Source organism: Vibrio sp. 1F169 (genome assembly GCF_041439605.1).
Lineage (GTDB): Bacteria > Pseudomonadota > Gammaproteobacteria > Enterobacterales > Vibrionaceae > Vibrio > Vibrio tasmaniensis_A.
The window spans coordinates 1-22909 of record NZ_JBGOOI010000024.1; the positions used below are offsets into that span (position 1 = coordinate 1).

The 22909-nt window shown below is 43.5% G+C and carries 21 protein-coding genes and 1 pseudogene; 12 read left to right on the forward strand and 10 right to left on the reverse strand.

From position 1 onward, the window contains the following. Positions 1-54: 54 nt before the first annotated feature. Together ACED53_RS11355 and ACED53_RS11360 are read left to right on the forward strand one after the other, a co-directional pair. Positions 55-924 (forward strand): annotated as a pseudogene (locus tag ACED53_RS11355) (PTS ascorbate transporter subunit IIC); the annotation flags it as partial. Further along, positions 921-1370, forward strand: a complete 450-nt coding sequence (locus tag ACED53_RS11360) for a PTS sugar transporter subunit IIA (RefSeq protein ID WP_009845709.1) — start codon at positions 921-923, stop codon at positions 1368-1370. The pseudogene ACED53_RS11355 and the gene ACED53_RS11360, both read left to right, overlap by 4 nt. Before the next feature lie 195 nt (positions 1371-1565). Here ACED53_RS11360 and ACED53_RS11365 read toward each other — a convergent pair whose 3' ends face one another. Next, positions 1566-2579: a succinylglutamate desuccinylase/aspartoacylase family protein gene (locus ACED53_RS11365; protein WP_017100970.1), complete on the reverse strand. Its 1014-nt coding sequence runs from the start codon at positions 2577-2579 to the stop codon at positions 1566-1568. Between the two features lie 376 nt (positions 2580-2955). Here ACED53_RS11365 and ACED53_RS11370 point away from each other — a divergent pair, with 376 nt between their 5' ends. From ACED53_RS11370 to ACED53_RS11380, 3 genes are all read left to right on the forward strand, one after another. Then, positions 2956-3945: a porin gene (locus ACED53_RS11370; protein ID WP_029225491.1), complete on the forward strand. Its 990-nt coding sequence runs from the start codon at positions 2956-2958 to the stop codon at positions 3943-3945. A 155-nt stretch (positions 3946-4100) separates the two neighbouring features. Continuing rightward, complete coding sequence (locus ACED53_RS11375) at positions 4101-4991, forward strand: DMT family transporter (protein WP_017100971.1); 891 nt, start codon at positions 4101-4103, stop codon at positions 4989-4991. Positions 4992-5059: 68 nt separating this feature from the next. Then, a complete protein-coding gene (locus ACED53_RS11380) occupies positions 5060-5677 on the forward strand; it encodes a glutaredoxin domain-containing protein (RefSeq protein WP_017100972.1) in 618 nt (205 codons plus the stop codon). A gap of 152 nt (positions 5678-5829) precedes the next feature. Here ACED53_RS11380 and ACED53_RS11385 read toward each other — a convergent pair whose 3' ends face one another. The 3 genes from ACED53_RS11385 to ACED53_RS11395 form a co-directional block, all read right to left on the reverse strand. Then, positions 5830-5964, reverse strand: a complete 135-nt coding sequence (locus ACED53_RS11385; protein WP_009845714.1) for a hypothetical protein — start codon at positions 5962-5964, stop codon at positions 5830-5832. A gap of 243 nt (positions 5965-6207) precedes the next feature. Further along, positions 6208-6558 carry a hypothetical protein gene (locus tag ACED53_RS11390; RefSeq protein ID WP_017100808.1) on the reverse strand — a complete coding sequence of 117 codons (351 nt, stop codon included), beginning with the start codon at positions 6556-6558 and terminating at the stop codon, positions 6208-6210. Positions 6559-6680: 122 nt separating this feature from the next. Further along, positions 6681-7886: a multidrug effflux MFS transporter gene (locus tag ACED53_RS11395; protein WP_017100809.1), complete on the reverse strand. Its 1206-nt coding sequence runs from the start codon at positions 7884-7886 to the stop codon at positions 6681-6683. 108 nt (positions 7887-7994) lie between these two features. Between ACED53_RS11395 and ACED53_RS11400 the strand changes: the two genes are divergently transcribed. Both ACED53_RS11400 and ACED53_RS11405 read left to right on the forward strand, forming a co-directional pair. Beyond that, positions 7995-8891 carry a LysR family transcriptional regulator gene (locus tag ACED53_RS11400; protein WP_017100810.1) on the forward strand — a complete coding sequence of 299 codons (897 nt, stop codon included), beginning with the start codon at positions 7995-7997 and terminating at the stop codon, positions 8889-8891. Between the two features lie 180 nt (positions 8892-9071). Then, the gene (locus tag ACED53_RS11405) at positions 9072-10916 is read left to right on the forward strand and encodes a bifunctional diguanylate cyclase/phosphodiesterase (RefSeq protein WP_029225467.1); all 1845 of its coding nucleotides are present in this window, start codon (positions 9072-9074) and stop codon (positions 10914-10916) included. A gap of 150 nt (positions 10917-11066) precedes the next feature. Here the strand turns inward: ACED53_RS11405 and ACED53_RS11410 are convergent, their stop codons facing one another. The 3 genes from ACED53_RS11410 to ACED53_RS11420 form a co-directional block, all read right to left on the reverse strand. After that, a complete protein-coding gene (locus ACED53_RS11410) occupies positions 11067-12359 on the reverse strand; it encodes a peptidoglycan DD-metalloendopeptidase family protein (RefSeq protein ID WP_017100812.1) in 1293 nt (430 codons plus the stop codon). A gap of 245 nt (positions 12360-12604) precedes the next feature. Continuing rightward, positions 12605-12904 (reverse strand): isoamylase early set domain-containing protein, encoded by a 300-nt coding sequence (locus ACED53_RS11415; protein ID WP_012600273.1) that lies wholly within the window; start codon positions 12902-12904, stop codon positions 12605-12607. 123 nt (positions 12905-13027) lie between these two features. Next, complete coding sequence (locus ACED53_RS11420; RefSeq protein WP_017100813.1) at positions 13028-13675, reverse strand: hypothetical protein; 648 nt, start codon at positions 13673-13675, stop codon at positions 13028-13030. Between the two features lie 32 nt (positions 13676-13707). Here ACED53_RS11420 and ACED53_RS11425 point away from each other — a divergent pair, with 32 nt between their 5' ends. The 4 genes from ACED53_RS11425 (at position 13708) to ACED53_RS11440 (ending at position 18942) form a co-directional block, all read left to right on the forward strand. Further along, positions 13708-14190: a GFA family protein gene (locus ACED53_RS11425; RefSeq protein ID WP_017100814.1), complete on the forward strand. Its 483-nt coding sequence runs from the start codon at positions 13708-13710 to the stop codon at positions 14188-14190. A 150-nt stretch (positions 14191-14340) separates the two neighbouring features. Beyond that, on the forward strand, positions 14341-15015 hold the full coding sequence (locus ACED53_RS11430) for a YoaK family protein (protein WP_009845723.1): 675 nt from the start codon (positions 14341-14343) through the stop codon (positions 15013-15015). 228 nt (positions 15016-15243) lie between these two features. After that, positions 15244-16614, forward strand: coding sequence for a YjiH family protein (locus ACED53_RS11435; protein ID WP_012600269.1), 1371 nt, complete (start codon positions 15244-15246; stop codon positions 16612-16614). A 456-nt stretch (positions 16615-17070) separates the two neighbouring features. Next, positions 17071-18942, forward strand: coding sequence for a methyl-accepting chemotaxis protein (locus ACED53_RS11440; RefSeq protein ID WP_012600268.1), 1872 nt, complete (start codon positions 17071-17073; stop codon positions 18940-18942). A 166-nt stretch (positions 18943-19108) separates the two neighbouring features. On the opposite strand, the gene ACED53_RS11445 is transcribed toward ACED53_RS11440, so the two are convergent. Both ACED53_RS11445 and ppiC read right to left on the reverse strand, forming a co-directional pair. After that, positions 19109-20494, reverse strand: a complete 1386-nt coding sequence (locus ACED53_RS11445) for an alpha-amylase family glycosyl hydrolase (protein ID WP_017100817.1) — start codon at positions 20492-20494, stop codon at positions 19109-19111. A 283-nt stretch (positions 20495-20777) separates the two neighbouring features. After that, positions 20778-21056 (reverse strand): peptidylprolyl isomerase PpiC, encoded by a 279-nt coding sequence (gene ppiC / locus ACED53_RS11450; RefSeq protein ID WP_017062750.1) that lies wholly within the window; start codon positions 21054-21056, stop codon positions 20778-20780. Between the two features lie 283 nt (positions 21057-21339). Here ppiC and ACED53_RS11455 point away from each other — a divergent pair, with 283 nt between their 5' ends. Beyond that, the gene (locus ACED53_RS11455; protein WP_012600266.1) at positions 21340-22254 is read left to right on the forward strand and encodes a chemotaxis protein; all 915 of its coding nucleotides are present in this window, start codon (positions 21340-21342) and stop codon (positions 22252-22254) included. Positions 22255-22307: 53 nt separating this feature from the next. On the opposite strand, the gene hutZ is transcribed toward ACED53_RS11455, so the two are convergent. Beyond that, on the reverse strand, positions 22308-22838 hold the full coding sequence (hutZ, locus tag ACED53_RS11460) for a heme utilization protein HutZ (protein ID WP_012600265.1): 531 nt from the start codon (positions 22836-22838) through the stop codon (positions 22308-22310). Positions 22839-22909 lie beyond the last annotated feature (71 nt).

A 22909-nucleotide genomic window follows, 5' to 3' on the forward strand; every position in this document is an offset into this window, starting at 1 on the left:
AGCTGATCAGATCGTAGGTTCTTGATTTAGTTCCATTGAATTACGCAACAAAGCCTGTCTATGCTAGTAGCGGTAATTCTGTCTACAGCAAACATTGAAGGCACAGTTCTAGTCGCAATCGGCTCTATCATTGTGGGTACATTAATGGTTGTGATGCCAGCGCTAGGCCAAAAGTACACTGAAAGAGTGATGGGTACTGATCAACTGGCTATTGGTCACTTCTCGACACTGTCTTACATCGTGTCTGGCTTCATTGGTAGCAAATTCGGTGACACATCAAAATCAACAGAAGACATCCAAGTTCCCAAAAGCTTAATGTTCCTGCGTGATACGCCAGTAGCCGTAGCAACAACAATGGCTATCTTCTTCATGCTTGCGTCTATTATTGCGGGCGGCGAGTTTGTAGAAACAGTATCAAGCGGTCAAAACTGGGTTGTATTTACCTTCATGCAATCTCTAATCTTTGCTGGTGGCGTTTACATCGTATTGCAAGGTGTGAAGATGCTAATTGCTGAAATCGTTCCTGCATTTAAAGGTATCTCTGACAAACTAGTACCAGGTGCAAAACCTGCTCTAGACTGCCCTATGGTATTCCCAGTAGCACCAAACGCGGTACTAATCGGTTTCCTTTGTTCTTTCGCGGCTGGTCTACTAGCAATGGCAGTTCAAGGTGCACTTGGTTGGACAATCATTGTAGCGGGTGTGGTTCCACACTTCTTCGTAGGTGGTGCGGCAGGTGTTTACGGTAACGCGACTGGCGGTCTACGTGGTGCAATTCTAGGTTCATTCACGCAAGGTCTGTGTATCTCTTTCCTACCAATGCTACTACTTCCAGTACTAGGTGGTCTTGGGCTTGAAGCGACAACATTTGCTGACTTCGACTTCGGTGTTGTTGGTCTGATTCTAGGATGGATTGTTTCATGAGCCTATTCGATTTAATCGGTAACCAAGGCGTTATCATCAACTCTGAAGAGAACCTAACGGTTGATGCTGCGATTGATTTAACCTGTTCAACACTGTTAGCAAGCAAGAAAATTGAAGCAAGCTATGTTGAAGCTATCAAGCAAAAGCACAAAGACATCGGCGCGTACTATGTTCTAGCACCAAAGATTGCGATGCCTCATGCTCGTCCTGAAGATGGTGTGAACGAAGCATCACTGCAGGTGACAGTATTCAAAAAGGGTGTTGATTTAGAGTCGGAAGACAACGGTGACGTTTACCTTTCAATCACTCTGGCAGCGATGGACTCAGATAGCCATATCCATACTATTATGGCGCTATCAGAGTTGTTCCAAAATGATGATGACATTGATGCCATTATCGCAGCGGAAACAGAGCAAGAGATCATCGAGATCTTAAAGCGATACTAGTTACGCTAAAAACTGTTACTCCAGAGAAAAGCTATCAGACCGAGCCCTGCTCGGTCTTTTTTTACGCGTTTCAAATGACGATGCACCAGATGAACAAAGAGACACCCGCCAAAGAGTTTTTCAACTCAGTACTTACCAATTAAGAGCTTTTCAACTCAGAACTTACCAACTGCGAGCATCTCACCTAAAAGCAGCTCAACTCAATAATCGACAGACAAGCGCCCCTGGCTCCCTTAATGCATCCACGTTATAGCTAAGTACACGTCCGGCAGACGGCGCATGATAACGACGACATTCATTACCAAAAGCGTCGTATTGAATCGCCAAAAGATCATCTTGCTCTACGCTTTGTAAAAGCTCGACCTGAGGCAACACAAACCCACCAATATCAGCGCGGATAGACACTACATTATTGCCCTCTATCCAATCTATACTCGGCAGTGGCTTTTTGTCTCGTAAACCTTCAGCATCAAGCATCTCGTAGTAAGAAAGAATATTAAAAACACCATCTACGGCTCGTTGAATCATGTCAGGTTGAGTAAATTTCCCCATCCCGACTTCCACTGTAATGCTCGGAATTCCACTTCGATTCCAGACCGTTTCAAGAATACCCGGATCGCCGGGATCATTAAGAACACAATCGGGCTGCATTAACCTCGCCATCTCTAAACATTGCTCTACTCGGTAATCAGAAAACACATAAAGTGGATACACGGCACCACGAGTTTGGGTATGCAGATCAACAGCAAATGTCGCGTTGTGTTTGAGTAAGCGATCCCACAGAGATGCGACGAATCGCTCCGCGGCTAAGCCGTGTGCATCACCAGGAAAGAGTCGATTAAGGTTGGCAGGGCAAGAGCCCGGATCCGAAGAGATAAAATCGCGGCTGTGGTTAAGCAAGCCAGACAAATTCACAGTTGGTACAACTGTCACCGTGCCTTTTAATGTTTTGCCTACTAAATCTCGGATAATTTGCTGAGCAGCCAACACACCGTTTAGCTCATCACCGTGAATCCCGGCAGTGATCATCAACTTCGGGCCGTCTTGACTGCCTTTGAAAACAGAAACCGGCATGTTTTTAGGTTGCCCTAACCCATCACTGGTTACTTGAAACCAAAACTGATGCTCTCCAATCGGTAAGTCTTCGACATTTAAGGCGCCAATAACCTGCCTACCTTGTAAAACATCGCCTAAGTACTCTGTTTTCATCCAACGTCTCCATCTTGTTGAGCAAAATTTATTCTTTTCTAAGTTTTGGCATCATAGAGGATATCTTAATCAGTACAAACAGTTAATAAGATGAAGAAGCTCTAACCTCACCATAAGGTTCACCCATATCATTATCACCTCACCCAAATAGAAACTTGAAAAAGTAACCGAATAAGGAAATACGAGTGGTATACCCATTCACAAACCACTCAGGTTCCTGAAATAAAAGTGCAATAAAATCAACACTTAAAAAGTTCCCTATTCACGAAAATGTAATTTTACAGAAATGAAAGCTTAATTTAGCTGCTCTAGATTAGTTTCATATCGAAACGGAGAGCGCATTGCTCACGGATTTTAAAATACAAGGTAAGTGATTATGAAAAAGGCAGTTCTAGCTTCTGCAGTGGTAGCGGCACTAGTTTCAGGTTCATCGTTAGCAGCAACGGTTTACAGCTCTGATGGTACAGAACTTAAAATTGGCGGTCGTGCAGAATTCCGTGGTGATTTCATTGGTTCTGGTGGTGCTGAAGTTGAAGGTTCAATGAAAGATAAAACTCGTTTCCGTTTAAACCTTGGTGGTAAAACAGAACTTACAGATACTGCAACGGCATTCGGTTTCTACGAAGCAGAGCAAGACACAGGTTCTGATAAGTTTGAAAACCGTTACATGTACGCAGGTGTTGATTTTGACGGCCAAGCCGTTTCTGTCGGTCGCCAAGATATGGCTTCAGTTATCGTATCTGACTTTACAGATATCACTGAGTTTTCTGGTGTGCAGCAAGCATTCGGTGCAGCTTCTGATAAAGAAGATGGCGTATTTGCGTACCGTGGCGGTTTTGATGCTCTGCAACTAGAAGCCACTTACCAAACCAACAGCAAAAAAGACTCTGACGGCTACGGCATTTCTGGTGTTTACTCACTACCAATGGGCTTAGATCTTGGCCTAGCCTACTCAGGTGAAGACCTAGGGGAAAATAAAGGTAGCGCAGACCAAATCCTTGCCGGCCTAGCGTATTCTCTAGACAACCTGTACTTAGCAGCGACTTATTCAACAGGCGACCTAGATGATAAAGCGACAGGTACCGATGCTAAGTCATTCACTGCTATGGAGTTTGCAGCGCAATACAAATTCACCAAGCAAGTATCTGCTGCAGTCGTATATACTTACCAGGAAGATGAAATCAACAGCGGAGCAAAAGTAGACGCTGTCGACGGTATTGAATTAGCCGGTTACTACAAACTAAACAGCAATTTCCGCACATACCTTTCTTACTACGTTAACGGTTTAGACGAAGTTAAAAATGCAAAAGGTATCGTGACAGCTGGTGAAGACACACTTCGCCTAGGTGTCCGCTACGATTTCTAATCTAAATCGACTTTAGATAGAGACTAGAAAGGTTGGGCGGTTGCTCAACTTTTTTTCATATTCAAATATTCTGACCAACTTCATCAATGCTTTTTCTGGTTAAGTGGTGCTAAATCCGTATCATAGGTGAACCACATCAAATAATTAGAAGCATCATGTCACAACACCATCCGATCCAAGGCGCTAGCTGGATGCTAACCGCAGGCCTAGCCTTTGCCGTTATTAATAGCCTAACTCAAGTCGCTAGCATTCATTTCGGACTTACTTCTACCACCGTTGCCGTCATTCAATACGCCATCGCGTTGTTCGCTATTCTTCCTTATCTGAAAACGCTGGGCATTCGCCACGCGCTAAAAACCGACAACCTAAAGTTGCACGTATTCCGTGTCTTCTTGTCTGTTATTGGTATTCAACTTTGGATATGGGCATTGGCTTACCCAGTACCTATTTGGCAAGGCATTGCCCTTCTCATGACGTCGCCATTGTTTGCAACCATAGGCTCAGGACTTTTCCTCAAAGAGAAAGTTGGGGCAGCTCGCTGGGGCGCGACCTTAGCCGGCTTCGCTGGTGCTATGGTGATTCTAGAGCCGTGGGCAGAAGACTTTAACTGGGCAACACTGCTACCGGTTGGCGCAGCTTTCTTCTGGGCATGCTACTCACTCATGGTGAAAAAACTCTCTTCGCAAGACAGTCCTTCAACCATGGTGGTGTACTTGCTGCTATTGATCACACCATTTAACATCCTGCTTGCCGCGCCAGATTGGCAGACTCCAAGCGGCGGTACAATTTGGGCTATCTTGATTGTGATCGGTGTTATGACGGCACTCGCTCAATGGGCAATTGTAAAAGCCTACTCAGTTGCTGATGCTTCGTTTGTGCAACCTTTTGACCACGCGAAATTACCGTTAAATGTTCTAGCGGGTTGGATTGTATTTAGTTGGGTTCCACCGGGTCGTTTATGGCTAGGGGCTGCTATTATTATTGCGTCAGTTGCATTTATTACCCATTGGGAAACGAAAAAACCGGCGAAAATAAAGAAAGTTTAGGATCGATGAAATAAATAGTTCGACTGTCCGTTCTATATGGATAAGAGAATTCAAACGAGGCCGTAAGCATGAAGAAACCAGTCAAGATTACACTATACCGTTGGGCAGGCAGCTGGGGGCCATTTAAAGTTAATATCCCATGTGGGGAATGTACCCTTACCAAAGACATTCTTAAGGATACTTTTGAGAATGAATTATCAGGTGTCGATGTCGAACTGGAAGTGAAAGATTGGTTGTCTCACTGGTGGGAGCCGCTAAAACTGGGTTCTTGGCATGCTCCAATCCTTGTTGTTGAAGGCAAGGTTGTAAGCCAAGGCGAAGCGCTTAACCGCGGTGTGTTAGTTCAATCCGTGATCAAAGAGTGGACCAAACGCGACAGCCTAAAAGGCAACATCGTTTATGGTAAAGCGACCTGCCCATTCTGCGTTAAGGCCAAGAAAATGCTTGATGAAGCGGGTGTTGAATACCAATACCACGATGTCGTAAAAGACAGCGCAGCTTTGTATCGTATGATTCCAGAGGTAAAAGCACACATTGGTGAAAAAACACCAGTAACAGTTCCTCAGATTTGGCTTGATGGTAAATACATTGGTGGAGCTGACAACTTAGAAGCGTGGATGAAAGAGAACGGTTTAGATACCATCCCGAATAATGTTGTCGACCTATCCAACCAATCGACAGGCTGAATTCAGTAACAGTCATTAGTCAGAAGCTTTATCAGTGTTTTTTGTGTCCATCCACAACAAAACGAGCGATGACCTTCATTAATCGCTAAAACGCAAAAGGCCTTAAACTTAAATAAGTTTAAGGCCTTTTTAAAATCCGTTTTTGAAAATACTTATTTCGCCATTCTCTTCATCATTCGCTTAATGAATGATGCTTTTTTTGGCTTTGGCTTGCCATACAATGCTTCGTGCATCATGTTTTTTGCTACCATTTGACCAAGGTATGCGTGGCCTAGTTCGTAATTCATGCTTATCTCCGCACATAATCGATTTTCTTATGCGCGGATTCTACACTTAAATCGCTCAAAAACAAGATCCAAATCACACTTTCAATGTAATCTCACCATTAAGTTACAATTAAAATTTTCATTTAAACATCCATAAAAAAAGCAGCTCAAGAGAGCTGCTTTAAAAATAGTTTTTTAGAAACCTAATTGCTTAGAAATCAACTTACATGAAAAAATAGCCTATAAAACAAACTGTCAAGAAAACTAGCTACGCTTTGGCTGTCTGTAAGTTTTACCTGCAATTTGGTATGTGTCTTTTTGCTTTAATTCGAACATAGTTTCAAAGAACCAAGCTGCAAATTTGATTAAGTCATCGCCTTCATTCATCACATGTTCGATGTACTCTTGCTCTTCGCCTTGTTCATTTTCTTGAAGCGTCACGTGGTAAATACGCTTTTCGCCTTCAACTTCAGCTAGCGCAAATTGACCTGTTAGTGATCCAGCAGCCTCAGCGACTTCTGTATCCTCATTGGATTTCAATAACTCAAGTGCTTGAGGCAGGCCATCTAGTGCGCAGATAGATTTTACCAGTACTTCAAATTCATTTTGCTGCATGTTTATTACCTATTAAATGGACGTAGGTATTGTAGAAAACCATCCATACAAATACAACGTATTAACGACTGTATGCTGAACTATAGCGAGCGAGCTGTTTAACTGGTCTGTACTTCAGCTGCTTAACTGTATTCAACTTCGGTAGCTGTGGCTTTCTTATTCATTCTCGTTGAAGACCAAAGTACTGTAGCCATACAAGCGCCAATAATCAGATAAAACACGCCGAGCTGTAGGTGAGTCGTCACCCAACTCTCGACTAGATATCCACCAAGTAAGCCCGCCAAACACATCTGAATTGAACCTGACAGTGCCGACACCGCGCCCGCTTTCTTCTTATGAGGTTCTAATAGCATACTGATCGATAGAGGGAAGGAGATACCTTGAGCGATAGCTAACCACGTAAATGCCCACACTAAGTTAAAGATGGATAACTCATGAGTAAGCAACCAAGTCCCTGAAACTAAAATGATCAAAATCGCAAGACTCATCAATTGTGGTGTACTAAACCTACGATTGAGCAAGTTCAAAGCCACGCTACCAATCAGTAAGCCAGCCGAAGGGACTATCATCAACGATCCGTATTCGGCGGCTGTCAGCCCCAATTGCTCTTGCATTAAGAATGGAAACAGTGATAGCGACACCAAACTCGCCATGTAACTCATCCAATTATAACTGGCACTGGTCAACACTTGGCGATTCGTCAACAAACGGCCATAGTTCTTGACCACTTGACTGACTTCAAAGCGGCTCTTTCCGTATGGTAAAGTTTCATGAAGAACAAAGTAGCCGAGAGTGAATATCGCCAGTAAATACACAAGAACAAACAGGAACACCGCCTGCCAACCGAGGTGGAATGAGATCCAACCACCAAACACGGGCGCAATAATCGGCATGATCGAAGCGGTGACCGAAATATAAGACAGCGCTTTGGTCAGTTGAAGGCCATCATAGCTGTCGCGCAGCACACTTCGCCCAAGAACCGAGGCACTACCCGCCCCTAGACCTTGCAACAAGCGACCAACCTCTAACGCCGTCATGTTGTCGGAAAAAACAACACAAACAACAGTACCAATCAAATAAACACCCTGACCTAACAAGAAGATAGGTCTTCTCCCCACGGCATCGGACATCGGCCCATAAAATAGCTGAGACAAGCCAAAACCCACAAGAAACAGCGTAACGAGCAGCTGTACATCTACCTGAGTCACACTTAAGTCTGAAGCAATTAGCGGCAATGATGGTAAATAGATACTCACCCCTACCTGCCCTGTAGCTATGATCATCATGGCTAAGAGTAGCGGTGTTTTTTTAAAGGTCGATTGGCTCAAAAAATTCCCTATTCGTTTGTTATTTGTTCATCAGATGAGTTTACATTCAAAACCAATAATTGATAATTAGCTAAATTGGAATTTAATTAAGTCCCAACAGGAAATAATATGGATTGGATTCTTAACGTAAAAAGTTATGTAAAAGTGGTGGAAGAAGGCAGCTTCAATGGCGCAGCACGTAAACTCAATACCACCAGCTCAGCGATCAGCAAAAGAGTGAACTGGTTAGAAGAACGTATCGGCACTCAACTATTAAAGCGCACCACGCGCTCAATCAGCCAAACCGAAGCGGGAGCTCTCTTTTATCTGCGAGCCAAGGATCAGCTCGATAATTGGCAATCGATTATTGATGAAACTCGATCGGTTAACCAAACGCCTGCGGGCCTACTAAAGATAGGCGCAACCATTGCTGTTGGTTCTAAGTTTCTCGTGCAATACATGGACGACTTCTTAGAAAAGTATCCAGACATTAAAGTACAGCTTATCACCACCACGCCAGGTCAATTACCTGAGCTTGGCTTGGACCTGGTGATCAGTCGTGAACTGGAACAACTCAACTCGTTAAGCTTCAAGAAAACACCACTGTTCGAACACAAAGCCAGCTTTTATGCCGCACCAAGTTACTTGGCTAAACATGGTTATCCCATCAACGAGCAAGACTTAGAACAACACAACTCCTTAATATGGGGAGAGCGTCCTATTCGTGAAGTCACGCTAACTAAAGGACAACGCATCACTCTGAACGGTAACTTTGCGACCACCAACCCTGAGGCTTTGTTTCATGCCGCGAAGCGAGGAATGGGCGTACTGTTAACCATCAAAGCAATGATCAAAGAGGATCTTAAACAAGGGACACTGGTTCCAGTATTACCAAATATAACAGCCGACGAAGTGATGGTTTACGCGTACTACCCTAAGCTTGACTACTCGCATACACGAACCAAGCTATTTTTAGACCACCTAAAAGATAGGCTAGACAAAGAAAGAAATAGTCAAGTTTTGTGAAATATATCGCACTAAATTTGAAAAATCACACAACACGACCAATAATAAACTAGACGCATATCAAGATTATTAATGCAAGTTGCATTGTTAATATTTAAGACGGTGCTGCTACAAGATCGAATACACAAGATCATACACATACAGCTTACACACGATTCTGGTTGGCTACGGATGGTGACTATGACTCAACATACACGCAATAGCATGATAGACACAGAGCGCATTGGGCGCTTACTCAAATTGGAAGGTATCGACCTTTTAGAGTCTGCCGTGCTTACTTTGCATCAAACCTTCGGTACTCAATACACCAGTATCATTGAGAAAAAGCACTTTCCCGATCAAATGGTTCCTTTGGTCATTGCCCATTCTGACCATGTACTGCATGACAAAATAAACGCACGCCATGGTCACATATACCAACAAGCCGTTAATCAAAAACACCCAGATTGCTCATTTGCTCAGTATATCGTTCAGTCACTCCCAACATCAGTATTTAGGCAAGAAATCACCTCACAAAACTCAATCGCTATCCCAGCACGCAGTCAAAGTGGCGAAGTCATGGGTGTGCTTTTCTCAACCTTTAGTTCGCCTATGAGTACAGATCAGCAACAAGACGTGATAAAACACCACCAGTTGTTCGCAGATATCGTCATTCACACCTTGCGTGAAATGTGGTTCAACGACCGTTCTGAGCAACTGGTTAATCAACTCAGCTACGAAGTATCACACGATAGTCTAACTGGGCTATTAAACCGTAGCTGCTTATCAGACACCTTAGAATCGATCACTCAGCAGAGTGTCACTCCCTTCACGCTCGCTCTGCTCGACATCAATAGCTTCAAAGCCATTAATGATATGCACGGTAATTATATTGGCGATAAGGTGCTTCAGTTCGTTGCAGAGACCTTGCGCCGAACCTTGCCCGACAACAACCTGACGTTCCGGACGGCTGGCAATGAGTTCGCATTCATTACCTATCATTCAGACCCAATAGCTGTTTGCGAGCAAATACTGGATAAGATAAAGCAAGGTTACAATAGTATTGATATCAAAATCGATTTCGACGTCAGTATCGGCATTGCCCGGTCAGATGGAGATAATAAAGACGTAGAACAAATCATCTTCAACACCAGTTTGGCACTAAAAGAGTGCCAGCATAGTCAAGATACATACATTCAATGTTACGACACTCACCTAAGGGTTCGTTACCAAAGGAAAACCGAGTTAATCGCCGCCTTACGAAGTGAGCTTGACAGCCCCATATCAGACAGTCAGGCACCTAATGACAATGGAATGTACGTGGTTGTACAACCAATTGTTGATCACATTGATACACGATGGGATTACTTCGAGGTGTTAACTCGTTGGAAAACCACAAGACATGGCGACATCTCGCCAGTGGAGTTCATTCAGGTAGCGGAAGAGTCGGGGTTGATTGTAGAACTGGGTGAACGGATCATCGAATTGGTATGCCGCGCTAAAACAATATTGGAGCGAGGCTTAGGCTACAAAGTTAAGCTTGGAATAAACTGCTCCGCTCACGAGCTTACCGATTCTAAGCGTTATATTTCCTATCTCACTCGAACGATTGAACAGCATCACTTTAAAGCAAACGAATTTGTCATTGAGCTAACCGAAACCGTGCTGTTATCTCCAACTCAAGAAACAAAGTCAGCACTCGACTTTCTAAGGGGACAAGGGTTCACGATCGCTCTAGATGATTTCGGTACTGGTTACTCAAGCTTAAATTACATTCATAGCTACCCTATCGATTGTATTAAAATTGATGCCACCTTTATTCGAAACTTGCTGACAAACTCAACATCCGAAAGTGTTGTGTGGTTGATTGTTCAAATGGCACACAGACTCAATGTGTCATTGGTTGCGGAAGGCGTAGAGAAGCGTGAGCAATTAGAAAAGCTGCACGCAATGGGGTGTGACAAAATTCAAGGATACCTCTACTCTCCACCTATGCGACCAGAAGCTATCGTTAGCTACGTCACTCACTCAGAACCTCTAGCCTAAACGCCGTTTACTACCTCAACCTAAAATCAAAAAGCCGCGAGCGTATCACTAAACATTTAAGTATTTAGTTCTGCACTCACGGCTTTAAAGGCTACATCATTACTCGCAACCATCTAGCTAACGGTTACCTTGACGACATATAGTCAGCTGCTAGCTATTATTCGATTGTTTTTCTAGAGCTTTCTTTAATAGCTTGTCGGCTTCATCTCTAGCGGCTACGAATGTCGCTTTTTCCTTTTTAGGTACGGAATCGGCCATCGGAATATTTGCTTTCATTGCATTGACAGGACGACCACGTTCGATCAATTCGTAATGTAAGTGCGCCCCCGTCACTCGGCCCGTTTTACCTGATAAACCAATACGCTGACCACGAGATACCGTTTGCCCTTTACGAACGAGGATCTTACTCAAGTGTAGGTAGCGTGTTTTGTATGTGCTGCCATGCTGAATCACCACATAGTTACCCGCATATGGGTGCTTACGAGTCATGATCACTTTACCATCACCTGTTGCTTGAACGGGTGTGCCAATTGGCGTCGCGAAATCTGTGCCGTTATGCGGAGAGACTCGCCCAGTCACAGGGTGTAAGCGCTTAGGATTAAACTGAGAACTTTGACGCCAACCACGGCTCACAGGGTAACGTTGGAAAGCGCGTTGTAAGCTATCGCCATTGGCATCGTAATATTGTCCGTCAGTATGTAAGTACGCTGACACAACACGGTTACGGTTCATGATCTTGATGGCTTCTATTTCACGTTTTCCGGTTGCAATACCATCAACGAATTGCGCTTTCTGAAGTACTTCAAACTGATCGCCAGCACGTAAGTCTCGGCTGAAATTTAGTTTATCTTTGAGAAGAGTCACAATATGGTCAATCTCAATACTGTTCAGGCCAACTTTGTTCGCTGACATAGAGAAACTGCCTTGAATATCACCCACTAGAGGTTTCTGCTTCCATTCACCCGGAATAGAAATGTCTTCGAATTCGTAGCTGCCGTCATCAAGCAGTCGATAAACCACTTTGTCCGCGACACTAAATTGAAGTTCCATTTTTGAAAGGTTGCCCGTCGCTTCGTCACGCCAAAAACGTAATGTATTACCCGGACGAAGCGTGTCTAACGCAAGGAAGTTCAAATCGGTTTCCATCACGCTCATCATCGAGTTATAAGAAAACCCAAGCTGAGTGAAGATGCTACTTAAGTTATCGCCTGATTGAATTTGATATTCAAACGTCGGTGGCTCAATAACGGTAGCAGAAGGAGGTGACAGAATTGACTCAATAACGGTTGAGTCTGGCAAATCAAGATCGATCGTTTTCGTCAGATTTGATTGTGAATATTGCAAAGCAACACTAATCGCTGCAATAAGTGGCAGTCCTAAAATTGCTGCTTTTTTTACAGGTGAAAGCTCAGCAAACGGAGAGGAAAATATTTTTGAATACACGGTAAACAGGTCTTTCTACGATATAAAAGCACAGGATATGCTTTTCAGGCGTATAAATCATCATTGCATTGTCATAATATGATGTGAATCTGCGCAATCTCGGCTAAGTCATTGAGTTACCGTTAATGAAATAGGCACAACTCAAAAATTTAATGAACGAACGATTTAGACATTAAAAAGCAGAAACATCTAGCTCCTGCTTTTTAATTAATTCATACTATTTCAATTAAGTCGTGCTATTTCAATTAAACGTTAACTGTCGATACCAAGCAATTATCTTCACCAAATTCATTCGGGATATAACGATCAGCATTCGCATCGTTCACCCATTGTTGATCATCAACTAAGTAGCGAAATTGAAACTCGCCATCTTTCGGAAGACGAGTTTTAAACTTGTAAACCTTCCCTTTCGCCAGTTTTTTCATTGGCGTCGCTTTCCAATCCAGAAAGTCAGCAACGATTGATACAGAATTAGCTTCTTGAGCTTCTAGCTCGAAAGTCACTTCAACTTCATCTTTCGTCTTAAAAAAACGTTTATTAATCATTCGCAAGCTCCATTTGTAAAGTAAGCAGACACAAAGCTAAGTGTGTCTAAATTTCATTCATCTACTTAAGATAATATGTAATTTAGCTCACATAAACAACAGTTCCTTGCTCTAACAAAAACGTCATTGCTCATCAATTGATTGCGTATTGAAAGAAAAACTCATTAACACCTTTTCAGATTGCAATTCTGGAAAAGATTGTTCCGCAGAATGTCGAGTAAAGCCGATAAAACCTTCCCCAGAGAGTTTGCTTTGTGAATCGAGCAGCTGAGTAATCTCTAAAGTTTGGATTCTCACACGGTCACCAAGAAAGAATTGGTCAACTAACACGACGCGGCTTCGATGCTGGTCATGTTTAAACAGGCCAAGATAATAGAAAACGCCACTGCCTTGGTTAGATACCCACATAGGTGCAACAAAGAAACTCGCCTTGCCTAACCTGACACTTGAAAGGTTGTTGGTGTCTACGGTGACCACACCACGCTCAACACCGGAGTCATACCGCCCAAACGCGATTGATCTTGGTCCATCGACTTCATTAATAAAGGCGTACGCGTTGGTTTCAGGAACTTTGATTGTCCATGGGTTAGTCGTCTTCAAATCAAAAACGGTTTCAACAACAGGGTCATAACTGACTTGAGAAGAAGGAAACTTCGCCAAGATCTCTTCGTCACTTAAGCTAAAGCGATAAATACCCGCCAGTATCACCACAACCAGCATGATAATAGGAATCAGTAAAATCAGAGGTATAGGTAAGATTTTCTTTTTCATGAGCAATTATATTCTTTTGTTTTCATCCAGTTGTGCAGACCATAAAGGGCTTTAGTATAATTATCAATACAGGGTTAACCAGAAGTGGAGCATGGATGGATATCAATCATATTAAAGAGAGAAATATCAGAAGTTGCGAATGCCGCTGTGGAGCCGTCAATTTAGTCTGCAGAGGCGAGCCTCAACGCACCTCCGTATGCCATTGTTATGAATGTCAGAAGCGCACCGGAAGTGTGTTCGGGGTTCAGGCTCGATTTCCCATAGAACAAGTGACACTCAACGGAGAGGTCACCTCCTTTTCACGTATCAGTGACACGGGCAATGAAGTCACCTACCAGTTTTGCCCTAAATGTGGCACTACCATGCTATTGCAGTCGGTTGCCGCCGCCGATTTTTATGTCGTCCCGCTCGGACTATTTAAAGAGCAAGACTTTCCGCTACCAAGCTTTTCAGTCTACGAAGAACGCAAACACGGATGGGTCAAATTTGACCACCAGATGAGTCACTACAACTAGCCTGTTACTGACCATTTTCTCTATAAAGCAACAGTATTGGAACAAACTGCAAGACTGTTGCCTAAGATCAAATATCAACGTTCTACAACGCTAGCGTATCTTTTCGCTAGCGTTATAATCTGCTCCTCTTTTTAACCCAGGGTGAACCACATGATTTCTAAACTACCTCGCTGGGTTGAATACGGCGCCTTACTGTTAGCGGGCCTTGCTGGCAGCGTTAATGCTATTGGTTTACTCGGCTTCCAACATCAAGCTATCTCCCATATTTCAGGCACCATGTCTTTACTTGGCAGCAGCCTGCTCACGCCGACTTCAACTTCTATGCACCTCCTGCTAATCATTATGAGCTTTATGCTAGGTGCCGCGTTCAGCGGATTCTTTATCGAAAATCAAGCATTGAAGTTAGGACGCCGTTACGGTGTTGCGCTATGTATTGAGGGTGGATTGCTGTTCTTGGCGCTTTGGGCACTGTTACAAGGCTACACTTCAGGCCAGTATTTCGCTTCAGCCGCGTGTGGGTTGCAGAACGCAATGATCACCACCTATAGCGGGGCGATCATTCGCACCACACACATGAGCGGGATCATCACAGACCTTGGGATCATGATTGGCGCACGCTTAAAGGGGATGCCTTTTGACCGCCGTAAAGCCAAACTTCTTATGTTCATCGTTGTTGGCTTTCTGTTTGGTGGTTTAAGTGGTGCTTGCCTGTTCCAGCGCTTTGAAATTTTGGCACTGGCTTTCCCTGCCTCTTTCGCGTTCATTGTCGCGTTTAGCTACTGGCTCTACCTAACTTATCGAACTGAAGCCTCAGTAAATTTATAAACGCCTAGTAATAACCATGAGAATATGTAACATCTGCAACACTTTATTCTAAACTCATAATTTGTTGCAGAATAACCTGCGTGAATATTTAGCGATATTTGATGAATAGTATTGCAAGTGATATTAATACTCGGTAATCTTGCACCCAATGAGAAAATACGGATGTTTAGAGAATAAAAATGCCAAGGATGTGGCTTTTTTACATGTAGAAATACGAGAATAATTAACATGTCTAACAACACGAATACTGCTCAACCAGAGAAATCTAAAGGCAGTTTCTGGGTTTTCTTAATCCCATCTCTAATTGGTTTGTTCCTCTTCATGGCGCCAATTAGCTACCAAGGTGATCTCACGATCCCTGTCGCTATTCTAGCCAAATCAATTCAAGCGGTTTTCGGTGAGTCTCTAGTTGCTATTATCACTGCAATCGTTGCCTTCATGTCTGTAGCTTCCGTGTTAAGCACCATTTTCAAACCTACATTCATTACATCGAATTCATTTCTAAACGGCCTTTTCAACCCATCTCCACTGTGGTTGTTGGTTCGTATTATCGGTGGTGCTGCAGCATTCATGGCTTTCTTCCAAGTTGGCCCTGAGTTTATCTGGGAAGAAAACACCGGTGGTCTGGTGTTAGAGGGCCTATTGCCGACTCTATTTTCAGTATTCATCTTTGCCGGTTTACTATTACCACTTCTACTTAACTTCGGTTTGTTAGAACTGTTTGGCACCTTACTAAGTAAAGTGATGCGTCCAATCTTCAACCTGCCGGGTCGTAGTGCTATCGATTGTATGGCTTCTTGGTTAGGTGACGGCAGCGTTGGTATCCTGCTTACAAGCAAACAGTACGAGAAGAAATTCTACACTCAACGTGAAGCCGCTGTTGTTGGTACGACTTTCTCAGCAGTATCTATCACGTTCAGCCTTGTAGTGATTGCTCAAGTAGAACTAGAGCACCTATTCCTACCTTTCTACGCAGCAATCTGCTTAGCAGGTATTGTGGCCGCGGTAATCATCCCTCGCCTTCCTCCACTGAGCATGAAGAAAGACACCTTCATTGATGGTACAAAGCCTCACAAAGATGCTGATGCAATCCCAGCGGGTCACTCGACTTTCTCTTGGGGTCTTGAACTCGCGGTAAATAAGGCATCACAAGTGAAGTCTGCTAAGTCTGTATTTGGTGAAGGCATTCGTAACGCAGTCGACATGGTATTCGGCGTTCTTCCTGTTGTAATGGGGCTAGGTACAATGGCATTGGTGATTGCAGAATACACCTCTGTGTTCTCATTCCTAGGTCAGCCTTTCATTCCATTCCTTGAGCTACTTGGAGTACCTGAAGCGGTTGCAGCATCTGAAACCATTGTTGTTGGTTTTGCGGATATGTTCATCCCAGCGATCCTTGCCGCTTCTATCGACAACGAGATGACTCGCTTTGTTATTGCAGCAATGTCGGTAACTCAGCTGATTTACATGTCTGAAGTAGGCGCTCTACTTCTAGGCAGTAAGATTCCAGTGAACATCTTAGAACTGTTTATTATCTTTATTCTACGTACGTTAATTACACTTCCGGTTATCGCTGGTGTAGCGCATCTAATATTTTAAATTAGACGCACTGATACAGTGTAATAAATAACCTGATTTATAATAGCCTCACTTTTGTGGGGCTTTTTTTGCCTAATATATTCACTCTCCGGTTTAAAATACATACACTCTCCTGTTTGAAATATCGCCAATATACGAATTGAGAATATCATTTGATTTCATATTAATTCCCTTACACCTCTCCCTTATATAGTAAATCATACGCATATTAGCCTAATTAATACCCTCCTCACTTTGTTTGCCTTTGATTAAGCCAACTCTTTAACTCATTGAACCAAAAAACAAAAGTAGCAAGTATGTAATTAACTGAGTTTTACGTTGTGCGGGTTGTTGTATTTTTGTAGTCTATTTTGTGAAATTACATTCAAGTAAATCCCAACAGTGTCGATATATATATAATTACAAAAACACGATTAGCTTTAGTTTTCGCAAAGCTTGTGAGAAGAGGAAAACACAATGAAATTTAGCCATAAGGTGGTTGCAGCATCATCAGCCTTGCTATTAGTGACAGTATCATTGCTTTCAATACAGCAACTTTACACCGTAAAAAGTGCTGTAGAGAACCACGTCAATGCAAGCCTGAAAGAGATGGTCTCTGGGATTAAGAACACCGTAGCATCAGAGATGAATGCTAAAAAAGCACTGGCTCAGTCGACGACTGAAGTCATCGAAATCAACCCTCAAGATCGTACATACGTTCAAAACATCCTAGAAAAGCCAAAACTTAAAGGCAGCTTTCTCGCGGTTGGTTTTGGTTATGACGCGAACGGTTTCGTTATTGAAAATGATGATGGTTGGGAAGCTGGCCCGGATTACGACCCACGAATCCGCCCTTGGTTCATTGATGCTAAGTCCAAAAACAGTTTAGTTGTTACCGACCCTTATGTGGACGTATCAAGCAAGAAAGTCATCATTTCAATTGGTACGCCAGTGCAAGAAAACGGCCGTTTCACTGCAGGTATGTTCTACGACTTAGAACTAACCAACCTTGCGACCTTGGTAAACCAAGTGAACTTGTTTGACGCGGGTTACTTATTCCTAGTCACTGCCGACGGCACGACGATTGCTCACCCTAATGCTAAGAACAATGGCGAAACGCTATCAAGCTACCTGCCACAAGCGACTATTCGCGAGGGATCTCAACAAATTGAAGTCGACGGTAAAAAATTCCTAGTGAACTTCACTCACATCCCAAGTGAAGATTGGTACATCGGCGCAATACTTGATGAAGAGATCGCATTCCAAACGGTTGAAGATCTGAAAAACAGCTCGATAATCTACTCTTTAATTGCGGTTATTCTCAGCATCATTGCATTAACCGTCCTTATTCGTGTGTTAATGCGCCCGCTTGAGACGCTTAACCAAGCCATTCAAGATGTTGCGAGCGGACAAGGTGACTTAACTAAACGTCTAGATACCAATACAGATAAAGAGTTCTCTGACCTTGCGAAAGGCTTCAACACCTTTACTGAAAACCTGCAAAATCAAATCATTCAATCCAAAGCGATTGGTGTTGAGATTAAACGTGGCACTGAAATCACAGTAAAAGGCGCGGGTGAGTCAGCGAATGCGATGAATACTCAGCTGCAAGAGCTTGAACAGCTAGCCACCGCAATGAACGAGATGGCCGTTACCGCAACGGAAGTAGCAAACAACGCTCAAGGCGCAGCCGCCGCGGCTCGTGAAGCTGACGATGCGACACTAGACGGTACATCTGTAGTAAGTGACACGACTCAAGCGATTGATAACCTTTCAGCGCGTATCGACCAAGCGGTTGCAGAAGTACAAGTACTTGAATCAGCAACAGCAAATATCGAGACGATTCTTAAAGTAATCAACGATATCGCAGACCAAACCAACCTACTTGCATTGAATGCTGCTATTGAAGCGGCGCGTGCTGGTGAATCGGGCCGTGGTTTCGCTGTCGTTGCCGATGAAGTTCGCACACTAGCGCAACGTACTCAAGAATCGACCACAGAGATCCGCAACATGATTGAGCAGCTCCAAGCGGGTGCAAGCTCTGTATCTAACGCGATGAATCAAAGTAAAGACACAGCCACTGACGCCGTTGAACGCGCTCAGCAAGCAAACTCTTCACTTGACCGCATCCGCGACGCGATTCAGCGCATCTCTGATATGAATATTCAGATTGCTTCAGCAGCTGAAGAGCAGAGTTTAGTAGCGGAAGAGATCAACAACAACACAGTTAAGATCAAAGACCTTTCAACACAGGTATCGAACGCAGCTCAAGACGCAAACACAGCAATGCAAGTTCAAACTGACAATGTTCGCCAACAAGACGAACTATTAAACAAGTTTACAGTTTAACCGCCTTAGCGTTTAGCTAACTAACACCTTGTTTAACTAACACCCTGTTTAGTAAGCAATAAACAGCTTTAAATAAAAAACCCCGCTTACTGGTAATCAGTAAGCGGGGTTTTCTTTTCAAGGTTTTCTTTGCAAAATTTGCTTTCTAACTCGTAACAGGCTCGAGCTAGTTGGTCGTCAGCATCATGCACTGGTTGGATTCAACCTTAATAGTTAAGTCCTTACCAACACATTCGAACACTTCGCCAGACAACAGATCCGTCACAGCACCTGTCCAATTTAATGAGGCCGTCTTGCTTCGTTTCGATTTATTAATCACCACAATGCCTTTGTCGCCACGAACAAACACCAACAAGTCATCATTGGCTTCAACCACCTGCATCGCTTCGCCATGAACATGGTTATGGAATTGAATCATGTTTTTCATATAAGGCGCTTGCCAGTCGTTAAGCCAACGAGGTTGGCCACTCTTGTCCAGAATACCGCTGGTGCTGAGCTCACTGTAAACAAGCGGCACACCGCCATCTCGTCCAAGAATAAAGGCGTGAGCTAATTGCTCGTCGACTTCATCCATCACATGTTCCAAAAACACCTCGTTATTTGGAATGTCATGAGTGACAGCAAAAGTGATCGCTCGCATGTTCGACAGAGCTTGACCAAAACAGTAAGGGTTGATTAGAGATTTAAAGCTGCCCTGCTCTTCAAAAGCTTTGAAGATGGTATTGAATAGCGGAAAATCATACGCCCCTAAACGAGTGTGTTTAAGGTAAGGCTCGAGGAACAGTTCGTACTCTTCTTTGGTTGCACCACCGTCAGTAATAATCTCGCCAAAGATATGCATTTCTTCACAGATATCATCAGTCCAAACCTTACGTAGATGTGACAGTGTCATGTGTTTCGCTGCGTCGATGCGAAACCCTTTCACACCAATCACTTTCAAGGCTTTTAGGTAAGCTCGCTGCTGCGCGACCACATTGTCGTTGTCTAACAGCGTTGGCAGGCCTGAATCGCTTGCTCCACCAGTAATACGTCCGTTTTGCACCTCCCAAGTGTCTTTCCAGTTCTTGATACCAAACGCTTCGACAAAGTCGTTCTCATCAAACAAAGGTTTAGAAAGATCACCAAACAAACGAACGGATTCGTAATACTCAGAATCTTGTTGGTAAGACGCCATGTCTTGTTGATTTGGATACGTCAAATCACCGCGAATACTCGACTCGTTAGCCATGTGGTTAAACACAACGTCCACATAGGTACGAAGCCCATGTTGCTTTAACGTGTTCACCATTGCAGTGAAGTCTTGCGTATCACCAAGCTGATTATCAATCACACGATAATCTTGGGGTTGATAGCGCTGCCACCATTGGGTGCCAGAATCACGGTCGCAACCTTTAGGGCCGCGTAACGACTTCATCGCCGGTGATACTAAAACAGATTTATAACCCAACTCTTGGATCAGAGGGGCGTTCTTCATTACGTCAGCGTAGCACCAGTCAAAAGCATGCAATATAACATCCGTCGCTGGGGTGCTTAACATAGCTGAACTCTCCATGTTGTTCTCCTACCAAACTCGCTTACAGCTTTCTAGATAAATACAAAGGCTAAAAGGCAAAGCTGCATAAATTTCCTTAAGAATGGTGTTTATTATATGAGTTACTCATTAAAACCCCTCCTCCTCCCACCGATTAGTCAAGGTGGATAGTTAAGGGCGTAGCGCCAATTATCGCATGACGTCTGGGATGAACACTCAGCCATAATGTTTTTAAATGCGCTCAAAAATGACAAAAAAGGAGCGTATCTACGCTCCTCTTATTCAATTTAACACATATTAATAACTAAGTTCGGTAAAGAACCTTCACTACGTGCCAGCCAAATTTTGTTTTTACCAGGTGTGGTACAAGCGTCTCGCCAGAGAAACAAACCTTATCAAACTGAGGCACCATTTGACCTTTTTTGAACTCGCCTAGGTCGCCGCCCTTTTTACCAGATGGACAGGTTGAATGCTTCTTCGCTAGCGTTTGAAATTTAGCGCCCTTTTTAAGCTGCGTCATGATGTCTTCTGCTAATTCTTTATGCTTCACCAATATATGAAGCGCTGCTGCTGTTCTTGCCATGATAATTCTCAGTTTGTTGCGGTCAGTTTATTTGTGATGATTACGTAGAATTCATCAGAGTACTGACTGTTGTAATTCAGCTTACGGCTAACGACTTGTCGACAAAAGTCCATCAAACGCCTGCGTTTAGCGTGATTTTAACCCAAGAATCATCATTCTTCACTCTATAACCGAAAACAACCCCCTTAAAGATCTTTAAAAACCGCATAGTGACTTGCTGCGGATGCCATTTCCCTTTAAATTAATCCTTATAGATTAAGCGCGTATTAAGTAGGAGCCACTTATGGCCAAACCGATAAGTAAAGCGAGTCAGTCACAGGGAATGCTGATGTTCAAGTTATCCCTCACTCAAAGTTTTGCGATAGGCACGCTTAAGGTCAGAGAAATCGTTCCTTTCCAGCCAATGACCCAAATCCCTTACTCTCATCACCATGTGATTGGTACCGTCACGATTCGCGATCTTACGGTTCCAGTTATTGATATGTCCGCAGCTATTGGGTTTCGGCCGATCACACCGACTGAATACCAAGACTGTGTGCTCATCGTGACAGATTGCTTAAGAACCGTTGTCGCATTCTTGGTTCGTTCGATTGATAAAATCATTGAATGTGACTGGAAGAGTATTGAGTCGCCACCCGCAAGTGTAGGAACCAATGTGTTTGTTACCGGCATTACACGTTTTGAAGATCGTATCGTGCAGATGCTCGACGTAGAGTTATTACTTTCTAAGATTTACCCTGCTTATGAAAACGCACATATTCCGATGCTGACTGATGTCGAAAGAGAACGCCTAAAAGCGCTGAATATTCTACTGGTTGATGACTCTTTGATCGCACGAAAACAGCTGTCTGATGCCTTAGACAGCATCAACATCCCTTACAGCATTTGTAATAACGGCTTAGATGCGATTGACCTGATGCGAGGTGAGGCTGCAAAAGGTACAGCAATTGATCTTCTCGTGAGTGATATCGAGATGCCCGGGTTAGATGGTTATGAACTTGCATTTGAAGTACAAAACGACAGCGCACTCAGTCATGCCTACTGTATTTTACATACTTCACTATCCAGTGAGATATGTGTTGACCGAGCCAATCAGGTGGGAGCACATGAAGCGCTAGAGAAATTCAATGCAGGCGAATTAATCGAAGCCATGTTGCGCGGAGCGAAAGTCCTAAACGACGCGGCTATGACTGCTTAGACACAAAAAAGCCCTCACATTAGAGGGCTCCTAAAGTAATCCGTTAAACGAGCTTACTCGTTAGACACTTTTTTGTGACCTTCTTGCAGGTGAACGAAATCCACTAAGTCGTCGCCAGATACTTGGTATGCCTGACCGAAACCTTTTACGAACAGGCCATTCTCTGCTTTAAGGTTGAATAGAGAAAAATCTTGAAGTTGGCTTAAACCATCAATAATCTCACCAAAACGTTCTTGCATCTGGCCAATAACTTGAGTCCAAAGCTCCGTTTCACGCTCTACAACACTTGCTTGTGCATCAAAGGTTAGACGCTTACGTGCATAAAGCTGCTTAGAGCTCTCTTCATCTTCGATCATCATCAAAGAGACTTGTGGGTTCGCTTTTAAGTTACGAGCATGACGAGCAACGTCAGAAATTAGAACAAAGTAACCTTCTTGGTTCTGTACGAAAGGCGCGTAACTTACGTTCGGGCGACCGTCTTGATCAACTGTTGCAAGTTGAAGAGTACGGCGCTCTTGGCGAAACTCTTTTATTTCCGGACCTAGGCGACCTTGTAGGCGTTCTTGTTTTACTTGTTGTTCCATCGATAATTCCTTTCTTCACTTTCTCTTATTTATTATTTTTACCCGAGGTTGAGCGTTCATTAGTAAACTAA

Coding starts and splice junctions, on each gene's coding strand:
- ACED53_RS11360 (WP_009845709.1), top strand. CDS start 921: ATGAGCCTATTCGATTTAATCGGTAACCAAGGCGTTATCATCAACTCT.
- ACED53_RS11365 (WP_017100970.1), bottom strand. CDS start 2,579: ATGAAAACAGAGTACTTAGGCGATGTTTTACAAGGTAGGCAGGTTATT.
- ACED53_RS11370 (WP_029225491.1), top strand. CDS start 2,956: ATGAAAAAGGCAGTTCTAGCTTCTGCAGTGGTAGCGGCACTAGTTTCA.
- ACED53_RS11375 (WP_017100971.1), top strand. CDS start 4,101: ATGTCACAACACCATCCGATCCAAGGCGCTAGCTGGATGCTAACCGCA.
- ACED53_RS11380 (WP_017100972.1), top strand. CDS start 5,060: ATGAAGAAACCAGTCAAGATTACACTATACCGTTGGGCAGGCAGCTGG.
- ACED53_RS11385 (WP_009845714.1), bottom strand. CDS start 5,964: ATGAATTACGAACTAGGCCACGCATACCTTGGTCAAATGGTAGCAAAA.
- ACED53_RS11390 (WP_017100808.1), bottom strand. CDS start 6,558: ATGCAGCAAAATGAATTTGAAGTACTGGTAAAATCTATCTGCGCACTA.
- ACED53_RS11400 (WP_017100810.1), top strand. CDS start 7,995: ATGGATTGGATTCTTAACGTAAAAAGTTATGTAAAAGTGGTGGAAGAA.
- ACED53_RS11405 (WP_029225467.1), top strand. CDS start 9,072: ATGACTCAACATACACGCAATAGCATGATAGACACAGAGCGCATTGGG.
- ACED53_RS11415 (WP_012600273.1), bottom strand. CDS start 12,904: ATGATTAATAAACGTTTTTTTAAGACGAAAGATGAAGTTGAAGTGACT.
- ACED53_RS11420 (WP_017100813.1), bottom strand. CDS start 13,675: ATGAAAAAGAAAATCTTACCTATACCTCTGATTTTACTGATTCCTATT.
- ACED53_RS11430 (WP_009845723.1), top strand. CDS start 14,341: ATGATTTCTAAACTACCTCGCTGGGTTGAATACGGCGCCTTACTGTTA.
- ACED53_RS11435 (WP_012600269.1), top strand. CDS start 15,244: ATGTCTAACAACACGAATACTGCTCAACCAGAGAAATCTAAAGGCAGT.
- ACED53_RS11440 (WP_012600268.1), top strand. CDS start 17,071: ATGAAATTTAGCCATAAGGTGGTTGCAGCATCATCAGCCTTGCTATTA.
- ACED53_RS11445 (WP_017100817.1), bottom strand. CDS start 20,494: ATGGAGAGTTCAGCTATGTTAAGCACCCCAGCGACGGATGTTATATTG.
- ppiC (WP_017062750.1), bottom strand. CDS start 21,056: ATGGCAAGAACAGCAGCAGCGCTTCATATATTGGTGAAGCATAAAGAA.
- ACED53_RS11455 (WP_012600266.1), top strand. CDS start 21,340: ATGGCCAAACCGATAAGTAAAGCGAGTCAGTCACAGGGAATGCTGATG.
- hutZ (WP_012600265.1), bottom strand. CDS start 22,838: ATGGAACAACAAGTAAAACAAGAACGCCTACAAGGTCGCCTAGGTCCG.